The organism is Paenibacillus sp. J22P169, assembly GCF_059691995.1.
Map to the genome: position 1 here is coordinate 211,601 of NZ_JCAUAO010000008.1, position 21,176 is coordinate 232,776.

Annotated in this window: 14 protein-coding genes; all 14 read left to right on the plus strand. The window is 45.5% G+C overall.

The features are described from left to right. The first annotated feature begins 18 nt into the window (after positions 1-18). Positions 19-2,472: a GH116 family glycosyl-hydrolase gene (locus AC58QG_RS28705; protein ID WP_497365485.1), complete on the plus strand. Its 2,454-nt coding sequence runs from the start codon at positions 19-21 to the stop codon at positions 2,470-2,472. 166 nt (positions 2,473-2,638) lie between these two features. Next, positions 2,639-3,706 (plus strand): ADP-ribosylglycohydrolase family protein, encoded by a 1,068-nt coding sequence (locus tag AC58QG_RS28710; RefSeq protein WP_497365486.1) that lies wholly within the window; start codon positions 2,639-2,641, stop codon positions 3,704-3,706. A gap of 40 nt (positions 3,707-3,746) precedes the next feature. Further along, the gene (locus AC58QG_RS28715; protein WP_497365487.1) at positions 3,747-4,862 is read left to right on the plus strand and encodes an ADP-ribosylglycohydrolase family protein; all 1,116 of its coding nucleotides are present in this window, start codon (positions 3,747-3,749) and stop codon (positions 4,860-4,862) included. Between the two features lie 151 nt (positions 4,863-5,013). After that, positions 5,014-6,090: a Gfo/Idh/MocA family protein gene (locus AC58QG_RS28720; protein WP_497365488.1), complete on the plus strand. Its 1,077-nt coding sequence runs from the start codon at positions 5,014-5,016 to the stop codon at positions 6,088-6,090. Positions 6,091-6,105: 15 nt separating this feature from the next. Beyond that, positions 6,106-6,576 (plus strand): RpiB/LacA/LacB family sugar-phosphate isomerase, encoded by a 471-nt coding sequence (locus AC58QG_RS28725; protein ID WP_497365489.1) that lies wholly within the window; start codon positions 6,106-6,108, stop codon positions 6,574-6,576. A gap of 75 nt (positions 6,577-6,651) precedes the next feature. Further along, positions 6,652-7,560: a ribokinase gene (gene rbsK / locus AC58QG_RS28730; RefSeq protein ID WP_497365490.1), complete on the plus strand. Its 909-nt coding sequence runs from the start codon at positions 6,652-6,654 to the stop codon at positions 7,558-7,560. A 71-nt stretch (positions 7,561-7,631) separates the two neighbouring features. After that, complete coding sequence (locus AC58QG_RS28735; protein WP_497365491.1) at positions 7,632-8,681, plus strand: Gfo/Idh/MocA family oxidoreductase; 1,050 nt, start codon at positions 7,632-7,634, stop codon at positions 8,679-8,681. A gap of 468 nt (positions 8,682-9,149) precedes the next feature. Continuing rightward, a complete protein-coding gene (locus AC58QG_RS28740) occupies positions 9,150-10,196 on the plus strand; it encodes a LacI family DNA-binding transcriptional regulator (RefSeq protein ID WP_497365492.1) in 1,047 nt (348 codons plus the stop codon). 166 nt (positions 10,197-10,362) lie between these two features. Further along, positions 10,363-11,697, plus strand: a complete 1,335-nt coding sequence (locus AC58QG_RS28745) for a Gfo/Idh/MocA family protein (protein ID WP_497365493.1) — start codon at positions 10,363-10,365, stop codon at positions 11,695-11,697. 15 nt (positions 11,698-11,712) lie between these two features. Next, positions 11,713-12,609, plus strand: coding sequence for a carbohydrate ABC transporter permease (locus AC58QG_RS28750; protein ID WP_497365494.1), 897 nt, complete (start codon positions 11,713-11,715; stop codon positions 12,607-12,609). Further along, positions 12,606-13,439: a carbohydrate ABC transporter permease gene (locus AC58QG_RS28755; protein WP_497365495.1), complete on the plus strand. Its 834-nt coding sequence runs from the start codon at positions 12,606-12,608 to the stop codon at positions 13,437-13,439. The genes AC58QG_RS28750 and AC58QG_RS28755 overlap by 4 nt, the downstream gene beginning before the upstream one ends. 80 nt (positions 13,440-13,519) lie before the next feature. Next, the gene (locus AC58QG_RS28760) at positions 13,520-14,914 is read left to right on the plus strand and encodes an ABC transporter substrate-binding protein (RefSeq protein WP_497365496.1); all 1,395 of its coding nucleotides are present in this window, start codon (positions 13,520-13,522) and stop codon (positions 14,912-14,914) included. A gap of 149 nt (positions 14,915-15,063) precedes the next feature. Next, on the plus strand, positions 15,064-19,371 hold the full coding sequence (locus AC58QG_RS28765; protein ID WP_497365497.1) for a DUF4832 domain-containing protein: 4,308 nt from the start codon (positions 15,064-15,066) through the stop codon (positions 19,369-19,371). A gap of 65 nt (positions 19,372-19,436) precedes the next feature. Continuing rightward, complete coding sequence (locus AC58QG_RS28770) at positions 19,437-21,134, plus strand: S-layer homology domain-containing protein (RefSeq protein ID WP_497365498.1); 1,698 nt, start codon at positions 19,437-19,439, stop codon at positions 21,132-21,134. Positions 21,135-21,176 lie beyond the last annotated feature (42 nt).

The window sequence follows — 21,176 nt, forward strand, 5'->3', positions numbered from 1 at the left end:
ATCAAAGGAGCGTAAAACATGGTGTTATTACAGAGCAAGGCGTCACCCCGAGCACCCAGAACCTTCACTGGGGATGCAACGGAAGCAGCTTTCCTGTTAGGTGGGATTGGTACAGGTAACGTAACTCTCGGCAGCCGGGGAGAGTTCAGAGACTGGGAACTCTTCAATCATCCCGACAAGGGGCTTCATTTTCCCAATTCTTATTTCGCGATATGGGCGAAGGAAGAAGATGAGCCATCTATTGCCAAGGTATTGCAATCGCAATACAATCCGCCGCACAGCAAGCCGCACGGTTATTCCCCCTATGCAGGTGGAGGTCTTCCTAGAATGCAGGCATCCCGAATGTCAGGGGAGTATCCGATCTGCCGGATCGAATTCGAGGATTCCGAGTTGCCGGTTCGGGTGGAATTGGAGGCCTATACACCCTTCATCCCTTTGAATGCCGAAGATTCCGGTATTCCTGGGACTATTATTACCTACCGGGTGAAGAATGTCTCAGATCGGCCTGTAGATGTGACTGTGGCGGGTTCGCTTATTAATCCCGTAGGCGGAATCAGCTTTAACGCTTTCGGAAGTATGGAACTGACGAATACAGGGCGGAATGTGAATGAGTTTGTGCAGCGTGATGGCATTAGCGGACTTTTCCTTCATTCGCAAAAACATGCCAGCACGGATCTGCTATATGGCAATATGTCATTGGTGACAACGAATCCGAATGTAACGAGCAAGAGAGTGTGGCTACGAGGCGCTCATTTTGATTATCTTCAGGAATTTTGGGATGATTTCGCAGAGGACGGTCGTTTGACCGATCTAGGTTACGACACACCGTCCGATGAGCGCAAAACGGATACCGGTTCTCTGGGTATATATGAAACGTTGGCCCCAGGCGAAACGAAGCAATTTCAGTTTATTATGTCCTGGTACTTCCCGAATCGAATCAATGGCTGGGGCGAGCAATTCCGGGTCAGAGACGAAGGCAGGGAATTTACGCAAAACTACTACGCCAACCGTTTTGATAGCTCATGGTCGGCAGCAGCGTACATCGTACAGCATTTCGAAAGGCTGGAAAGGGAAACTTATTTGTTCCGTGACGCCTTATTCCGTACGACTTTGCCTGATTATGTGCTGGATGCGATGTCTGCGAACATTACGGTCCTTCGAAGTACAACCTGCTTTTGGTTGAAGGATGGCAAGTTTTTCGGCTTTGAAGGCTGCTTGAATCAACTGGGCAGTTGTGACGGAACTTGTACCCATGTATGGAACTACGCGCAAACAGTTGCTTTTTTATTCCCTTCGTTGGAACGAAACATGAGACGTACGGAGTTTTTGCTGGAATTGCACGAGGATGGCAAAATGAATTACCGCGCTACGAGAGTGTTTGAGTCGGTATTCGTATGGCCTGGCAATATTATAGCGCCGGGCGCTGCAGACGGACAGATGGGCGCCATCATGCGGGTATTCAGAGAATGGAAGCTTAGCGGGGACGATGTTTTTGTGAAGGAGCTGTGGCCTTCCGTTCAGAAGGCTTTACAATACGGCTTGACGCACTGGGATACAGACGGTGACTATGTATTTGATGGGCAGCAGCATAATACCTATGATATTGATTTCCATGGCCCTAACCCGTTGACGGGAACGTTATTCCTAGGCGCCCTGCGAGCGGCTGAGGAAATAGCGTCATATTTGGGAGAAGCCGACAAAGCACGGAGGTATCGGGAAATATATGAACAAAGCTTAATTCGACTTGATGAATTATTGTGGAATGGTGAGTACTATGTCCAGAAGATAGATGATGTCGATCACCACAAGCACCAGCTTGGATTAGGGTGCCTGTCCGACCAGATGCTGGGCCAGCAATTTGCCCACTTGTATGGGCTTGGATATTTGCTTCCGCCAGACAAGGTGAAGAGCGCATTAACTGCCGTGTATAAGCATAATTTTAGAGACAACTTTAACAAGCATGCCAACTGTCAGCGTGTATATGCGCTGGGCGATGAACAAGGCCTGCTGCTTTGCTCCTGGCCGAAGGGCGGTCGACCGAAGCTGCCTTTTGTATACTCGGATGAAGTTTGGACTGGAATTGAATACCAGGTAGCAACACATATGATTTATGAAGGCTTTCTTGATGAAGGCTTGAAGCTAGTGAAAACGGTCCGAGATCGGCATGATGGCATTCGACGCAATCCATGGAATGAAGTAGAGTGCGGCCATCATTATGTGCGATCCATGGCCAGCTGGGGTTTGCTCATCGCGCTAAGCGGGTTCAAATACGATATGGTTAAGGGCAGGATGGAATTTACACCCGTTATGAATCAAGACAGCTTTTCTTCATTTTGGAGCACAGGCAAGGCATGGGGAACGTACTCCCAGCAGTTCAATCAGGCGGGAGAATATGAGGTAGAAGTTAAAGTGCTTTACGGCGATGTTTCGGGAGTTAAAGTATATGCTTGCGGCAAGGAATTTACAATTTAAGTAAATCGTGCTTTTATATTATGGCAACGATACCATTTAAAAGTTCGAATGCAATGAATTCCTTGAAAGGGGTGATGTCTTCAAGCTTATCCGTTTTGAGCAGGCATCATTATTAACAGGCAAGTAAAATCATATTCCATAGAACAAATTGAGGAGAGAATAATCCATGAGCGAACAAGCGAGCTTAAGAGACAAATTTTACGGATGTATTGCAGGAGTACATATCGGTTCAGCGATGGGGGCGCCTGTAGAGGGCTGGGATTTTGAGCGAACCGAAGAAACATATGGAATTTTGGATAAATTGGTATCTTACGAGCATTTCAACAACGGCTGGGTGCGCGAGGCTGGTACGACGGAAGATGGTGTGGAGAGACAAAAGTTGATGATTTCCGCCATTATCGAAAAGCAAGACCGAGTTACCGCAGAGGAAGTACGCAGACAATGGATAGCGAAAATTAAGCCGGAGTCGGCGGGCATGATCTCGGAGCCATTCGAAGCGGTATTGCTCGCTATGGCGAAAAGTGGAATCCCGGCCAGAGATATAGGTAAATATTGTGATTATGCCGGATTGAACAGCTTCTCCCGTTCTTGCCACCCAATCGGGCTAATTAACGCCGGGGATATTGAAAACGCGATCAACGATGTGAATGAAGTTGGACAGCTGTACCAAACGTCCAATGGACGCGGGTTAAAATGGGCTTCTGTCACAGCAACGGCGATTGCGGCAGCCACCAAAGCGAACGCAACGGTTGACAGTGTAATCGCAGCCATCTACAACCACTGCGATCCGGATGTGGTTGTTAAGGAGATTGACCGTGAGCTCAAACGTACGCAAAATATCACTGATATTCGCGAATTGCGCAAAACATTATATGAATCCTACTGCATCAGAGGTATTCCTTACGAAGTGAGCTATGCGAATGAAGTTGTAACGAAAGCGATTTGTATATTCAGAATGGTCAATGCCAATGTGAAGGAAGCTTTGATCACAGCTGTTAATATGGGTCGAGATACAGACTGCGTTACAGCGGTTGCTGCAGGGATTTCAGGTGCGTTAAGTGGAACGAAATCGATTCCTGAGGAATGGATCAAGCAAGTAGATTACGCAACTTCGCTGCATGTTGTAAGTAATTCGCATAGAACGATGAAAGAGCATGCGGAAGGCTTGTATCAAGCTTATCAATCCAGATTGCTGAAATTGAAAGCTTATTCGGAGCAAATGTCTGCAATCTAAAAATAGAGCATAAATCTAACTATGTGAGGAGAGTTCAACAATGAGTGAGAAAGTTAGTCTTAAGGATAAATTTTATGGTTGCATAGCGGGAGTTCATGTTGGTGCTGCGATGGGAGCTCCTGTCAAAGGCTTGAGCCATCAGGAGATTGGAGCCAAATACGGTGTTTTGGACAAATTTTTGCCATATGAGCGCTATAACAGCGGCTGGACGCGCGAAGCGGGTACAACGGAAGATGGCGTAGAAAGACATAAACTGATGGCTACGGCTATCATTGAAAAGCAAGAACGTGTGAATGCAGAAGATATTCGATCCATCTGGGTTAGAGACATTAAGCCGGAAGCTGCCGGTAAGATCGCGGAGCCGTTTGAAACGTCCTTGCTGACGGTTGCCAAAAGTGGTATCCCAGCCCGGGATCTTGGTAAATATTGCGATTACGCGGGACTAAGCAGTGCTTCTGGCTCATGCCAACCGATTGGCTTGATTAACGCAGGTGATGTTAAAAATGCCGTTGCCGACGCCTTTGAAATCGGACAGTTGTTCCAAACATCTAAAAGCTACGCGGTACGTTGGGCAGGGGTTTCCGCTGCGGCGATTGCTTCGGCCACCAAGCCAGGCGCAACCGTGGACAGCATAATCGGCGACATTTTCAGATATTGCGACTATACCGATCTTGCGCTTAAAATTGATGGCAACAAATATGGTTACCTTCGCGATAACGTGATCCAAGAGCTCGATTCCGGTTTGAAACGCACAGCACATTGCAAAGACTTCCGCGAATTGAGAGAGGCGTTTGATAAAATTTATTACGGCTGCGGAGTTCCGTATTGCGACAGCTATGCGAACGAAGCTTTGACGAAAGCAGTTTGTATTCTTAGATTGACAAACGGAAACGTGTATGACTCAATCCTTGCCGGCGTTAATATGGGAAGAGATGCGGATTCCGTAGCTGCAATTGCTGGCGGACTTGCTGGTGCGCTGAGAGGCTCGGCATCGCTGCCTGCGGAACTTATCAAGCAAGTAGATCAAGCAACTAGCTTGAATAAGTTCACGAATAACCAAAGAACGATTCAAGAGCAAGCAGACGGCTTGTACCGGGCGTTCCACGCAAGACTGCAAAAAATCAATACGTTTACTGAAGCCATGCTGGCTGTTTAAAAAAGCTGAATCTTTTGGGAAGTGCAGAAAGCGCGGATACGTTGCCGCCAACTGACGATTTGCCTGCAGTTGGGGGCACGCCCATGCTTATTCCTTTTCATGTAACTCAGGGGCGAATTGCGGAAGTGAAGACTCAGGGGGGAAAGTTACCGTGTCCAAATTAAAAATAGGTATAATCGGTCTAGGCGAAGTGGCCCAAATTATCCATTTGCCTGTCTTAGAAAGCTTATATGACAGGTTTGAGGTCACCGCGATCTGCGATATTTCGCCTAAGCTATTGGAAGTCATAGGGGACAGATATCAGGTGCCTAACCGTTTTCTGGATGCCGGTGAATTAACTAAGCTTCCGGAATTGGATGCCGTGCTTATTTGCAACAGCGACGAATACCATGCGGAATGTGTTATATCTGCCCTTCAGAACAAAAAACATGTGTTAATTGAAAAACCGATGTGTTTAACGATGCAGGAAGCAGACGACATTATCCGTATCCGAGATGAGATGGGCGTTAAGGTCATGGTTGGGTACATGCGAAGGTATGCTCCTGCATTTGTGCAACTGGTTGAGGAAGTCAAGAAGCTCGAGACCATCAACTACGTGAGAGTGCGCGACATTATCGGAGGAAATCACTTATTTATTGACCAATCCAGCCAAGTGTTTCGGTTCGATGATATTCCGGAGCATGCCAAAGCAGACCGTGTTGAACGGGCAGCCCGATTAGTCCATGAGGCTATTGGTGACGCTCCTGCAGACCTTGTGTCAGCTTACCGCTTACTTTGCGGATTAGGCAGTCACGATTTATCTGCGATGCGGGAAGTGATCGGATTTCCAAAACGTGTAGTTTCGGCAAGACAATGGAATAAAGGCAGATTTATGAGCGCGATCCTGGAATATGATGGATTTCATGTTACCTATGAAACTGGGATTGACCAGATTCGCCGGTTTGATGCACATATTGAAGTGTATGGCAGTAATAAATCACTGAAGGTTCAGTATAATACGCCGTATATGCGGCACCTTCCAACAACGTTACAGGTGAATGAAACAGTTGGAGAAGCCTATTATGAAACAGTGGTTCGTCCTACTTTTAAAGATGCGTACGTCTGTCAATTTGAATATTTGTACGATGTGATTGTAAAGGACCTAACTCCGAAAACAACACCGGAAGATGCGAAAGAAGATTTGAAGCTGTTCCGCATGTTGATCGATGCGATGAGAGAAGACGAGTAAAAGGAGGAACAGCATTTGAAAATTGCATTGGGAAGCGATCATTGTGGGTATGAAATGAAGGTGGCCTTGCTGCCGCTATTTACCAAGTTGGGCGTTGAAGTGACCGATTTTGGCTGCCATTCCACTGATCCGGTTGATTTTCCAGACGTGGCTAGAACGGTTTGTGATGCCGTACGCGGAGGGGAATATCAGCGAGGAATTATGGTTTGCGGTACGGGTGTCGGTGCGTCAATTGCCGCCAACAAGATCCCGGGTATCCGCGCTTCCGTGTGCCATGACATTCATTCGGCGCATCAATGTGTGGAGCACGATGACGTGAATATGATGTGTATGGGTGCACAGATCATCGGTCCTTGGCTCGCTGAGGATTTAGTCCGCTCCTTTTTGCAAGCTGAATTCAGCACAGAAGAACATTTCCGCAGACGTGTCGCTAAACTTCACTTGTTGGAATTGGCAGGCGCAAGGGAACTGATGGATGGGAAATAAAGTAAAGCAATCGCTGTCCCTTGCTTCTATAGAGGGCGGCGATTATTCATTTACAGCAAAAGGAGATTGACGAATATGAAGCCAAACATCGTCGTAGTCGGCAGTTTGAATATGGATATCGTCATTCATGTAGGCGATTTCCCCCAAGAAGGGGAGACACTGATAGGAAGCGGGATGACAGAATCAGCAGGGGGCAAAGGAGCCAATCAGGCTGTAGCGATGGGGAAGCTGGGAACAGCGGTGAGCATGATCGGCAAGGTCGGGAAGGATACCAACGCCTTAAAGCTGTTAAGCTCTCTTCAACAAGCTCATGTAGGTACGACTTATATGTTGTCAGCTGACTGCCCAACAGGCACGGCTTTCGTTACGGTCAATCGGTCTGGTCATAATCATATTGTCGTTATACCTGGCGCCAATTATGATCTGTCGGTGGATGATATTGAAAATCAGAGACGGGCCATTGAGCAATGTGAAATCGTGGTGCTGCAGCTTGAAATTCCACAGCAAACGGTTGAACATACCCTTCGCATGGCTAAAGCTTTGGGTAAAACAACGATATTGAATCCGGCACCTGCGCAAGTGCTTAGTGAGGAAATATTGAAGTTCGTGGATTTTTTAATCCCGAATGAGCACGAGCTCCAGAACTTAACAGGGATACAGATTACCGATCTATCTTCTCTCCAAAAGGCAGCCCAGCGTATGTTAGATAAAGGGGTTCGAGCTTTGCTGATCACATTGGGTGATAAAGGCTGCTGCTATGTGGATAATCACTTTACGAAGATATATTCAGCTCATAAAGTCGTAGCGAAGGATACCACGGCTGCCGGTGACAGTTTTATTGCGGGCTTTGCAGCTGATTATTTGAAGCATCGCAACGTGGATCAAGCCATCACATTCGCGCAGAAAGTAGCCGCCATAACAGTCACGAGGCATGGTGCACAGAGCTCGCTACCGACATTGGAAGAGGTTGAACAGTTTGGTTAGGGTGTGAGGAATCGGATCGGAGTGGAAAAACGTTTCACTAAAACTATGTACCAGGAGGTAATTGAATATCTATGCGACCCCTACATGTCGGGCTAATTGGTTTTGGATTTTCAGGGCGAATCTTTCACGCTCCCTTCCTTGAGGCAGACGCTCGGTTCAAGCTGCATCGGATTTGCGATAGAACCGGAAAGGGGCAAGCGTCAGGCGCATACCCGGACGCAGGTTGGACTGCTGACTGGGAAGAAGTACTCCTTGACGCTCAAGTTGACCTCGTAATCATCGCAATGCCCAATATCATACATTATGAAATTGCTGCCAAAGCACTGCAAGCGGGCAAACACGTAGTCGTCGAGAAGCCTTTTACAGTCAATTCAATAGAAGGCGAGAAGCTGATTCGCCTCTCGGAAGATGTTAAGAAAGTCCTTTCCGTTTATCACAATCGGAGATGGGATGGCGATTTTATTACCGTACAGCGGGTTCTGCAAAGTGGATGCTTAGGCGAAGCGGTTGAGTACGAGTCCCATTACGATCGATTTCAGCCGAATCCAAATCCACATTCATGGAGACAATCTTCACCGTTTGCCTCTGGGACCTTATTTGACCTAGGCTCACATTTAATCGATCAAGCTGTCGTATTATTCGGGATGCCCCATTCCTTAACAGCGGATCTTCGAACACAGCGCAAAGGGATACAGGCTGTTGATTATTTCGACATCACCCTTCATTATGATCAGATGAAAGCAACATTGAAATCCAGTATGCTCGCCAAACAACCGCGACCCCGTTTTTTGATTCATGGAACCTCCGGTTCTTATGTGAAATTCGGCATGGATCCGCAGGAACAGGCGTTGTTGCAGGGCTTCTCACCGACTTCTCCAAATTGGGGGAAGGATGAAGCGTCGGAGTGGGGGCGGCTGCACACCACTTTGCAAGGATTGGAATTTGAAGGTCATATTCAAACGAGTGCTGGCAATTATGGTGCCTTTTATACCCAATTATATGAGGCTATCGTCCATGGAGCTAAGCCACCTGTTTATCCACAAGAAGCCAATGAGACCATTAAGCTTATTGAATTGGCTATTGAAAGTCATAAACAACAACGATCGCTCCATGTCAAGTGAGAACAAAGAAAAGCCCAATTGATGGGCTTTTTTTTAATATTTGAGCAATTTTTATGAGAGTTTCCATCTGAATGGCATAAGGAATTACGGTTAGATGTAAATGCGGTGCATTGTTTTAATATAAAGAGGACAAAAATCGACATATATTATCCAAAAGCATGATTTATTTGGCGCCAAATTAACGGAAAACAAAGCATTCTTTGTACATTAAACAGCGGTGACTTGTATGAAATACCAATAATAGCAGTGAACTAATTCGTGATAGTAACAGCGAAGGAAGCGTTTTCAATGGGCCAAATGAATGCCGGAAAATGTCGCAAAACTTTGGCGCAAATATTTGGATAAAGTATTGACATGTTCATGGCAAAACCAGTATGATGAAAACAAGAAATAAATAACAAATGAATGCGTTACCGATGATACATAATCTTGCCCCAAATATTTGGAGTGGAAGAGGAGTTAAATGATTTGATAAAGTTAAAGGATGTTGCTGAACACGTCGGAGTCTCCATTTCTACCGTTTCAAGAGTTGTGAACAACGATTCGAGTAGAGCGATCAATCAAGAAACTCGCAAAAAAATTTGGGATGCGATAAATGAGCTCGGCTATCATCAAAATCGTATTATGAAAAAAGTCGCTAAAGGTGCAAAAGAACAAAGTCAGCATGCTCATACTGTTGGTTGCATTGTGACGGGGCCGTTAAATAAATATAATCACCCGTACTACTCCTTCATTCTGGAGGGAATCGAGAAAGGCCTTTCGGAGATTGGCTGTGTATTGTCCTTTATTCATACGTCGGAGGATGCGGCTAATCCCGCAATTTTCCATAAAATCATTCACGAAAGCGGCATTGACGGTTTAATCTTGGTCGAGGGAGTTCATGATCAGAAAACATATGAGTATATGAAGAAGAATGTACCTCACATTGTTGGTGTGGATATATCGGATCATGAAATACCGTGTTTAGGTTATGACCGTATTGCTGCCGCCAAATATGCCGTTGAGCATTTGATCGAACAAGGTCACAAGCAAATCGGTTTTATCGGCGGTCCTGGGCTCGAGGGCAAAATGGAGCTTGAAAAAAGATTCCGTGGTTATAAAAATGCATTGTTAGAGGCTGAGTTGGCATATAACCCAGATTGGGTATGTGATTCGAATTGGGTTATAGAACGGTCTTATGACTTTATGGAGCATCTCATTCAGAACCATAAGTCCCATATGCCTACGGCTATGTTTGTGGCAAGTGATATGATGGCGATCAGTGCGATGAAGGCTGTAACGAGTGCTGGTTTGAAGGTGCCGGAGGATATTGCTTTCGTTGGGCTTGATAATATTGAATTTGCTCAGTATTCATCTCCTCCATTAACGACCATCCACATACCGAAATTTGAAATTGGGCAGATAGCTGCGAAACTATTAGTTGATTATATTGAAGGGAAGTATAATATCCCCCTCAAAGTTACAGTGCCTTTCGAATTAATGATTAGGGAGTCATCGACTTCAATTAAAAAATAGAATACGGCTTCTTGGGTTCATATCCAAGAGTGTTCTTTTGATAGAAAAGAAAACGCTTACATATGATCCTTTCTTTTTCTATGCCTAAAGGGAAAATAATTGGCGCAAAAAGAAAGTGATTTGGATAAAATTTCATGCTAGCTTAGCAATTACTGGAGGCGTTACGATGGAAAAAGTTGAAATTGCTGTTATCGGAGCAGGAGCTAGAGCGTACTTATGCTATGCGCCATATGCGAAGCAGTTCCCCCATGAAGTGAAAATCGTGGCTGTCGCTGAGCCAAATGTGCAGCGGAGAGACACCTTCGCAAGAGAATACGACATCCCGGAGGAGAATGTCTTTACCTCATGGCAGGAATTGTTGGCTAAGCCCAAATTTTGTGATGCCGTACTCATTTGCACACAAGATCAGTTACATTATGAACCCGCCCTTGAAGCCATAAATAAGAACTACCATATTTTGCTCGAAAAACCGATGTCCCCAGACCCGTACGAATGTATCCACTTAGCACAGCTGGCGGAACAGAAAAACTTGCTTTTATCCATCTGTTATGTGTCCAGGTATACGCCATTCTGGTCCACCTTGAAGCAAATGATACAACAAGGCGATATTGGGGACATTGTTTCCATCCAGCATAATGAGAATGTCGGCTATATGCACTATTCCCACAGCTTTGTAAGAGGGAACTGGCGAAATTCAGACCTATCAAGCCCGATGATTTTACAAAAATCTTGCCACGATATGGATCTAATTCGCTGGCTAGTCGATGCTGAGTGCGAGAAAATCAGTTCCTTCGGTTCCCTCACTCACTTCACAGAACAGAATGCTCCAGAGGGTTCAACGGATCGATGCACAAATGGCTGTCTAGTGGAGCATAGTTGTCCTTATTCTGCTTCTCGCTATTACATGCAAGATCTCGAAGATAATCCATTTGCCCGTATTATCGCCGACCCGCCTACATTGGATAACCGGTTGAAAGCGATAGTGGAAGGACCTTACGGAAGATGCGTATATCGATGTGACAATAACGTGGTTGATCATCAGGTAGTTAATATGGAATTTGCCAACGGTGCAACCGTCATGTTCAGTATGAGCGCTTTTACGCGTGATATAAACCGAATTGTTCAGATTATGGGTACGAAAGGTGAAATTCGCGGTGATTTTGAAAAAGGCGAGATTGATATGTTCCAATTTTCCAACCGTAAAAAGACGCTTGTTCAAGTTGATGCTCCCGCACATCACCATGGTGGAGGAGATGAAGGCATCATGAGACAATTTATTGCCGATGTGAGACTAGGAAGAACTCAAGGTAATTTGACTTCGGCAGAAGGATCTGTTGAGGGGCATCTCATGGCATTTGCAGCAGAGCACTCACGAAAGCATCAAGGCAAGGTAATTGAAATGAAGGCATACTATAATCGCATTTTGATGCAGAAGCAGCAACAAGAATTGCAGCATGAGCTCGAATTAGCTCAGCAAAGCGTGTCATCGAGCGTTGAGTAGCGGAGGAGATTAGGAATGTTGGCCTCGAAACCCAAAGAAGAACTGAAGTTTTTATTGTTCATTTCGCCCTGGATCGTCGGATTTTTAGCTTTTTTTGTGGGGCCAGCTATCGTCAGTATTGTATTCAGCTTTGCCGATTACAATACGATTACGAAGCCTGAATGGATCGGATTCGATAATTACACTCAATTGCTGCATGATAAAATTTTCATCAAAGCTTTCACGAATACGCTGTATTTTGTAGGTATTGCGGTGCCCGTAACGGTCGTTTTTCAAATTCTGACAGCAGTTATTCTCAATTTTGAGGTCAAGGGCATTCGCGTCTTCCGTACCTTGTATTACTTGCCGTATCTGGTTCCGCCAGTGGCCACAGTTATCATATGGCAGTTGTTGTTTGGCATGGACAATGGGTTTATCAATGAGCTCCTCTCTGTATTCGGTGTCAATAAAATCGACTGGTTCGGAACAGAGGGATTAATTAAGCCATTGGTTGTTTCCATCGGGATATGGATGTCAGGCGGTCCGGTCCTCGTCTACTTGGCAGCGCTTAAGAACATTCCTAGCCATCTGTATGAGGCGGCTAAAATTGACGGTGCAGGTCCGTTTCGAGGCTTCTTCAACATCACGCTTCCGATGCTTACACCATCTATTCTTTTCGCCTTGGTCATGCAAATTATTTTCTACTTCCAAATGTTCACCGAAGCGAAGCTGCTGACAGACGGCGGTCCAAACTACGCTTCCAGAACCTATGTCATGAATATTTATCAATCGGCCTTTCAAGATATGAAATTCGGATACGCGATGGCGCAATCCTGGGTGTTGTTTATTATCATTCTCGTTTTGACCCTTTTGGTGATGAAAACTTCGAACCGTTGGGTATTTTATGAGTCGGAGAAAGGAAGCGGATCATGACGAGCACATCTGCATTTACAGCAAAATTCGCGAAATACACACTGCTTCTCATCGGTTTGGCTGTATTTATGGGACCCTTGCTGTGGCTTATATCCACCATGCTGAAGACACAGGAGCAATCCTTTAAGTTCCCGCCTGAGTTCTTGCCGCATCCGATCAGCTTTGGAGCGTTCACGCGATTATTTGATACGATGCCTCTTATGGGACGATGGATTTTCAATTCGTTTGCAATTTCCGGTATGGTAGGCGTTGGAACTGTATTGTGCGCTGCTTTAATTGCCTTTGGTTTTGCTAGAACAAAGGCGAAGTCACGCAAATTCTTATTCGGTATTGTGCTCGCGACATTGATGATCCCATCTCAGATCACTTTAATCCCGTTGTATATCCTGTACAAAAATATAGGATGGTACAACACATGGCTGCCGCTCATTGTTCCGAAAATGCTCGCCAATCCGTATTTTATCTTCATGTTCCGCCAGTTTATGATGACAATTCCGATGGAGTTAGACGAAGCTACCCATATGGATGGTGGCGGTTATTGGACCATATTCCGTAAAGTGATCATGCCGCTTTGTCGACCAATACTTGTTACCGCTTTCATATTTGCTTTCGTTTTCTCTTGGACTGATTTTTTCACGCCATTGATTTTTATACAGTCGGAAAAACTACAAATGCTGAGCGTAGGCTTGCAAATGATTATGGGGCAAACCTCACATGATTTCCCTGTTCTAGCTGCAGGTTCATTCATCGCTCTGTTACCAATTGGCATTATTTATTTCTTTGCACAACGATATTTCATTGAGGGGGTGGTCATGACTGGCTTGAAGTAAGTTGGGTCATGCAGATTGGATCAACATCTTGTCTATAGAATTAGCATGTAACGAATGTATAAATCTAAGGAGGGTTTTCCATGAAAAGAAAAAAATGGCTCACTGGCACGGCAACCGTAATTGTAGGTGCATCAACACTTCTTACAGCCTGTAGTTCAAACACAACGCAATCATCGCCAACACCGGCAGCCACAGCAGGTGCGGCTGCAACAACAGCAGCCGCACAAACACAGGCTCCTGCGGCAACGGCGGAAGTAATTTCTGGTAAAGTGACGTATTCACAGTGGGGAACGAATGTAGAGACAGAGCAAACGAAAGAATTGCTGAAAGAATTTAATAAAAAATATCCAAAGATTGAAGTGGAAGTTGTAAGTAAAGATTGGGGTACATACTGGACGTCATTAACTGCACAGGCTGCCTCGAAGGATCTGCCTGACGTTTATAAAATGAGCTTCGCTTATGTCGATAAATACGCAAAACTTGGCGCCATGAAAGATTTGACGAGTCTAATTGCATCGACGAATTTTAATAAAGGTGATTTTGAACCAGGTGTACTTGCGGCGCACCAAGTTGGCGGCAAACAAATGGCTCTTCCACGGGATGCGAATACGATCGTCATGTATTACAACAAGGGGCTATTCGGTAACAGTAAAACGAATCCAGCCGGAGCGACAGCACCGAAAAAAGAAATGACATGGGACGAAGCACTAGACATCGCTAAGAAAATGACGATTGATAAAAACGGTAAAACAGCAGCAGATGCTGGGTTTGACGTTAATAATGTCGTGCAATGGGGTCTGACTGTGGATGCAGCAGGATCTGCAGATTCCGTATTGGAGCCGCAAGTTTTGTCTAATGGCGGTAAGATCGTGAACGACGACCAATCGTTGGCATTGTCTTCTCCAGAAGCAAAGCAAGTGCTTGACTTCTATCGTGATCTTGTTACGAAATACCATGTGACACCAACGACGAGCCAAAGTCAATCGCTCTCCAAAGAGCCGTTCCTGGCGCTTACAACGGGCAAAGTGGCTATGAGCTTCGCAGGCTCCTGGTCTGCGCCTGAATTCAAAAAAGCCAATATCCAATTCGATACCGTGTTACCTCCAAAATTCAAAGATACCAAAACAGTCGTTCAAGTCGCGGGCAATGCGATGAGCCCGAATTCGAAAAACGAGAAAGCTGCCTGGGCATTACTGAGCTGGCTTGCTGGACCTGAAGGTCAAATTGCGCTTGCTAAACAAGGTCAATCCATTCCTGCTAACAAAGCTGCGGCTGCGGCATACCTTGGCATCGATGAAGGCTACAATAAACAAACCTTTATTGATTCCCAAAAGTATGCGATCCCTGTGCCGTTTTTCGATGGAAAGGATAAGCTTCTTTGGGAAATCATTCCTCAGAAGTTAGCGCAGCCTCTTTCTGGCAAAGGTGAAATTGACGCCGCGATCAAAGATATAAAAACACTTTACGGCAAATGATTTTAGGGGTAAGGCTTGTTTAGATGACATCAAGTGAAGACAGCGGGACAATGGAAAAATTTTTGATAACACGTCAAAGAAATTTTCTTCCTGCTGTCTTTTTGTTGTCTTTTTTTTGAACTATATTCTTCCAAAAAGAGGTGTATTTAGTGTTTAAAAGGAAAATATCAACCGCAAAGAAACGCAGTTATATGACGACTTTGCTCGCTTCACTCTTCGTGTCGACAATTTCGCCATTTGCAGCAGTGCCAGCAAGCGCAGCAGCGCCGTCTACGGTTCATTTTACCGGGCAGCCGGCTGAGTGGGCATCAGTTACTCACGATTCAGTCACTGCAGCGAGTTCGTTGCAAATGATTAAAGCGATTCAAAGCGGCGGAAAGCTCCATTTACTGGTGAAAGGCACTAACGTCAGCAATCAGGGAACTTTCTATATCGATGCAGATAACAATCCTGCAACAGGTGAAAAAGTAACGGGCTGGAGTAATTCAAGTGGGATTGATTACAAGATTACAGGCAATCTGTTGTATCAATTTACAAGCGGGGCTTGGACGCAAATAGGAACTGTTTTGTATGCCAATATGGGTGCTGTTGCTGAAGCTGAGGTAGAAATTACCCAGATGGGACTCAGTGCATCAGGACCCATGAAGGTCTCTTATAGTCAAAGCGGTTTCAACGCGTTCTTGCCGGATGCCGGTAAAGAGATGCTAGGCGTTGACACGGAAGTGCCTGCATTCGGACCGGATGCGAACATAACAGTAGATGCTAATACGAGTGATTGGGCAGGACTGCAGCCGATCGCCACATCTGCTGGTTCAGTAACTACATCCGTTTATGCGGTTATGAATAATGAAAAACTTAACGTCCTGGTGACAGGCAAAGTCGGCGATTGGAACGATATTTTTGTCGATACGGATAATAACAAAGATACTGGCTTTTTTGCACCACATCTTTGGCCAAAACAAGGCTTTGACTATTTGATTGAGAATGGCGCAGATGGAGCTGTTTATAAAAGCCTTGGTGCCGGCTGGGCCTGGGATAAGGTTGCTGATTTGACAGACCCGAGGGTTCAGTATGCGGAATCCGGCACAAATGAGAACAAAACGATCGAAGCATCCATCCCGATTTCATTAATCGGATTAACGACACCGCGTACCCTCTTTATCGGCTTCGATGGCGGTAACAGCGGTCAAAGGGCACCTGAAGTCCCTGGAGCAGCAGCGAAAGTCATTCCTGCTCTGCCTAAAGTGACAGTTGACGGCAATGATGCAGATTGGGCAGGCATCGCGCCACTTGCAGCTGGAACAGGCAGTATTGTTGACTTTAGTGCTTTGGTCAAAGACAAAAAGGTGTACGCATTTGCTCATAATCATGGTGATGTGTCAACTCAACCTTTTAGAAATCTGTTCATTGACTCAGACAATTCCACGTCAACCGGTTTTCAGGTATTCGGGCAAAATCCAGCAACAGGTTCGGACTATATGGTTCAGAACGGCAAGCTCTATCAATATAGTGGAGCAAATGGAGCATGGGGATGGACTTCAATCGGCACTGCACCTGTACAAACGGTCATGTCAGCCACATACGCACCGGCTGGTTTCAGTAATTTCGAGCTGGCTGTGGATCTAAGCAGTTTTAATAATATTACGAATACGATTAATGTTGGATTAAATATTGGACCCACCGTTGGAAGCGATTATGCGCCAGCCTCGGGAGTAAAATATCCAATGGCGCTTTCGGCAACCAATGGCGTTACGATGACCGTAGATGGTCAGGAAAGCGACTGGGCCTCAATCGACAATAAATCTGTTTCGAGTGCGGCTTCCATGTCTTTACATGCTGTTCAAGATGACAACAAGCTTTACTTGCTGACGCAAGGGGCCAATCTGAACTCCCAAAATGAATACTTCATCGACAGCGATAACAACAGTACAACTGGCGATCATGATTCGAGATGGCCGAATGCAGGCATTGATTACAAAGTGTCTTACAACACGCTGTACCGTTTTGATGGCCCAGGCGGCTGGGTGAAGACTGGCTCTGTATTTAATGAGTTGAATATGAGTTCAAGTCTTGTTTATCTGTATTTGGATCAACTTAGACTTGCTGGTCCAGGTCAATTGAAAGTTGCTTATGTTTCCAAAAACTCTACGGCTCTTCCTGAAGTTGGAGCGCCAATGCTCGCAGTTTCATCGCTCATACAACAAACTGTCACTGCAGGCGTTTACTATCCAAGAGAGAACTTCGATGTGCTGCATAATCCGTATATGGGCTTCATGCCATGGGCGAAAGGTGTTGAAACTCCGGGGGGGATATTGAAAAACACCCCTTACCCGCAAGATGTAAAAATTCTGTATGCAGGTATCAACTGGAAAGACTTAGAACCTACGAAAGGGCATTTTGACTGGGCAGGCATTGAAGCTGCGAACCAACTTGATTATTGGTATAGTCAAGGCGCCAAGGTAAATCTGCGTATTGTCATGGATACACCAGGCGCTGTACCGCACCGTGATATTCCGGATTGGCTGTACGACGAGATCGTTGCAGAGCAAGGGGTTGCGAATGCTGGAATCGTATACGGCGATGTTACTTCTCGCACAGGCTTTGCTCCGAATTACAACAGCCCTGTATTGATTCAAGAACATGCTCGTATGATTCAAGCTTTTGCTGAACGCTATGATAATGATCCGCGAATTTCTTATATCCAAATCGGTTCATTGGGGCATTGGGGCGAGTTCCATAACACCTATGTTAATGCACCACTTGGCAATTTCCCGAAAGTTTCTATATCGAATCAATATGTTCAAGCTTATATCGATCATTTCCACAATAAATTGTTTGGCATGAGAAAACCGTTCCCAATTGCAGCAAGCAACCATTTAGGTTTGTTCAACGATATCATAGGGGATAAGGGTTCAACGGAAACTTGGAAAGACTGGACAGTTAACGGTTGGGGCGATGTCGGGCTATTTCTCGAGCCTGGACAAAATGCTGCTGCAGCCAAAGCGGCTTCCGCCATGCCTGATTTCTGGAAGGTTAACTTCTCAGGCGGTGAATTTACTAGCAATAGGGCACTGCTCGATCATTTCACTGATGACTATGTCATGGAACAACTGAATGAAGCTCGCTATTCTCATACGTCATGGGTAGGTCCTAACTCGCCTGCCAAATTTGTAGCGGGTGAGAACGGCGTAACACAAAGCATGCAAGAAAATCTGGATTCTTGGATGAAAACAGTCGGCTACCGATATGTGCTTGAATCCGTAGCTCATCCAACGCAAGCTGCGGCTGGTGATGCGGTTTCCATTGCAACGCATTGGAATAACAAAGGTGTGGCGCCGTTCTATTACAACTGGCCGGTTGCAGTCGCACTTGCTGACGCGAACGGCAATTTGGTTGCTTCTTCCGTAACGAAAGCAACGCAAACGGATATTCGCACATGGCTGCCAGGCGGCAATGACGCTAACCTTCCACTGCAAATTCCTGCCGATCTCGCGCAAGGAACATATAAAGTGTTAGTCAGTATGATTGACCCGGATAAGGGTCAACCTGGCATCGATCTGGCTATTGCTGGACGGCGCAGTGATGGTTGGTACCCGCTTGATCAAATTCAAGTGTCGGATGCTTCAACGCCAGCCACGGCTTCTGTCGTGTTGTCAGGTCCACAGAAGGTAACGACTTCAGGTCATGCAGATTTGCAATATGGTGTAATTGGCGCTCAAGATGTTACGGCACAAGATGTTACCATCTCCTATGATACTCAGAAGTTTACATTTGATAACGCTGTATCTTTAGACAGTACATCTAGGATTCAAGACGTTGCAGACGATTCAGTTGCTGGTACAGTACGCTTAATCGTTGTTAATACAGGTTCAGGTAATGCGCTTAACGGGGATAAACCTGCATTGCTGAAAGTTAACTTTACACCGGTTGTTGCCGCAACAGGGACGGGAAGTTTCTCGGTCAATCAAGCTAAATTCTCGGATTCAAATGGGCATGTTACTTCAGCGAATGTTACGGGCGCAACGGTTTCTGTTGATATCATCAATGCTTCTGCGCTGACTTCGGCGATCGAGACGGCACAGTCCAAACTTGCGAATGCAGTTGCTGGCATACAAATCGGTCAATATCCAGCGAGTGTCATCAGCAGGCTTGAACAGGCAATTGCTGCCGCACAATTGGTTGCTGACAACTCGAATGCTACAAGCGAGATGATCAACAACGCAGTAGCTGCTCTGAACTCGGCAATTACTGTATTTGACAGCTTGGTAATTACTAGCGCGACAGGCGATGTAAATGGCGATGAAGGAATCGATATCGGAGACGTCGGTAAGATTGCAGGCAACTATGGACTTAAAGCTGGTGACAGTGGCTGGGAGTCGAGATATGACATGGACGGAGATGGCGAAATTGGTCTTTACGAATTGGTCTTCGTTGTTAGACGCCTGTTGAATCATTAATCAAGAAAGGAAGAGGGCAAGTATTTGTCCTCTTCCTATTTCTCCCCAAAAGAGGTGTTGACTCCGTGAGACGTGCTGCCATACTTGCTTGGATGCTGACTTGTTGTTTTGTCTTATTTGTAACAGGAAATAAGGTATTTGCCAGTACTTCACCGACATTCAGTTTAACTTCAGATGTAACAACAATTAATGTTGAAGATAGTGTTACCTTCACCGTCAAGGGTAGCGGTCTGCAAGGTGTTGCAGCTTATGAAGTGCAACTGAACTGGGATCAATCGACACGCATAACGCCAGGGGAACCTCAGAATGTAATGCAAGGTAATGGTTGGCCTGCTGCGAAAATAGAAAGTAATCAAATTCGCTGCGCATACGCCTTGAGCGCTAACCAGCCTGTAATAAATGGGGAAGCAGAGCTTTGTAAATTTGTATTTACCGGTAAAGATGCTGGTACCGTGAAAGTGTCAATTGCCTCGGTTAAACTGATGGACGCCAGTATGGCTGAGAGTAGGTATGAGACTGACAGCTCGATTGAGCTATTCGTGCAAAGCAAAGGAAATGATGGGAATTCTGACGGTCAGGGAGGTAATAACGGGAGTACAGATAATCCGACTCCAGGAGTTGTCCAAATTGATGCAACACCTGACACCAATGGCATAACGACTGTTACTATTGCAGCAGACTCCTTTGAAAACGCGCTTAAATCTGCAAAACAAAGCACAATAAAGATTGACATTACAGGAGCAGAACGATCGAATCAAGTCGTCGTTCAAATACCAACTCCGCTTATTCAACAGGCGAACGATGCTGGAATTGATAAGCTCGAAATCAAAGCAGGTCTGGCGAACATCACGATTTCCCCAGAGTTGTTGACTAAAGCTGGCACCGGCAAGGGCAATGTTCAGCTTACGATTACGAAAGTTGATGTTGCTGAGTTGTCGGATGAAATTAAGCATATGATTGGGAGCAGCACTGTATACGACTTCAATTTGACTGTCGATAACCAGAAAATCAGCGATTTTGGAGGTAATCATCAAGTTCAAGTTGCTCTTCCATACACACTCCATTCTGGAGATTCACCAAATCGGATCGTTATCTATTACTTAACGGCTGACGGGAAGTTGGAAATCGTTAAGAACGGTAAATATAACTCAGCAACCGGCATGGTCGAATTCAAGACAAAGCATTTCAGCGAATATGCGGCAGTGTCCGTTAAGTCAATGTTTGTTGATCTAGGTTCAGTACCATGGGCAAAAGCGGATATTGAAGGGCTTGAAGCGCGCCAAGTCGTATCCGGCGTCAGTGAAGGACATTTCAGTCCACAAAGCCAAGTCACAAGAGCTGAATTCATTCAAATGCTCATGGGGGCATTGGATTTAATCAATCAACAAGCAACGAGCAATTTTAGCGACGTAGAGCGGGGGGCTTGGTATGATCAAGCTGTGTCTACGGCTGAGCAGCTTGGCATCGTTAACGGTAAAGAAGATGGCACTTATGGAATTAACGAAAATATCAGCCGACAGGATATGGCGGTTATGATCTACCGTACCGCTCAGAAGGTTGGCATCCCCCTAACATCTGCTGCGGGGTCTAAGGCATTTACAGATCAAGCAGTGATCGCGAATTATGCCAAAGATTCGGTAACAGCGCTCCAATTAGCGGGAATCGTAACCGGAATGGAAGACGGTAGCTTTGCGCCGAGCGAATTTACAACCAGGGCGCAAGCGGCCGTTATGATTTACCGCATTTTCAATTTGGCAAGATAACAAATAAGTGAGCCATGTTTCTAACAAACACATGGCTTTTTT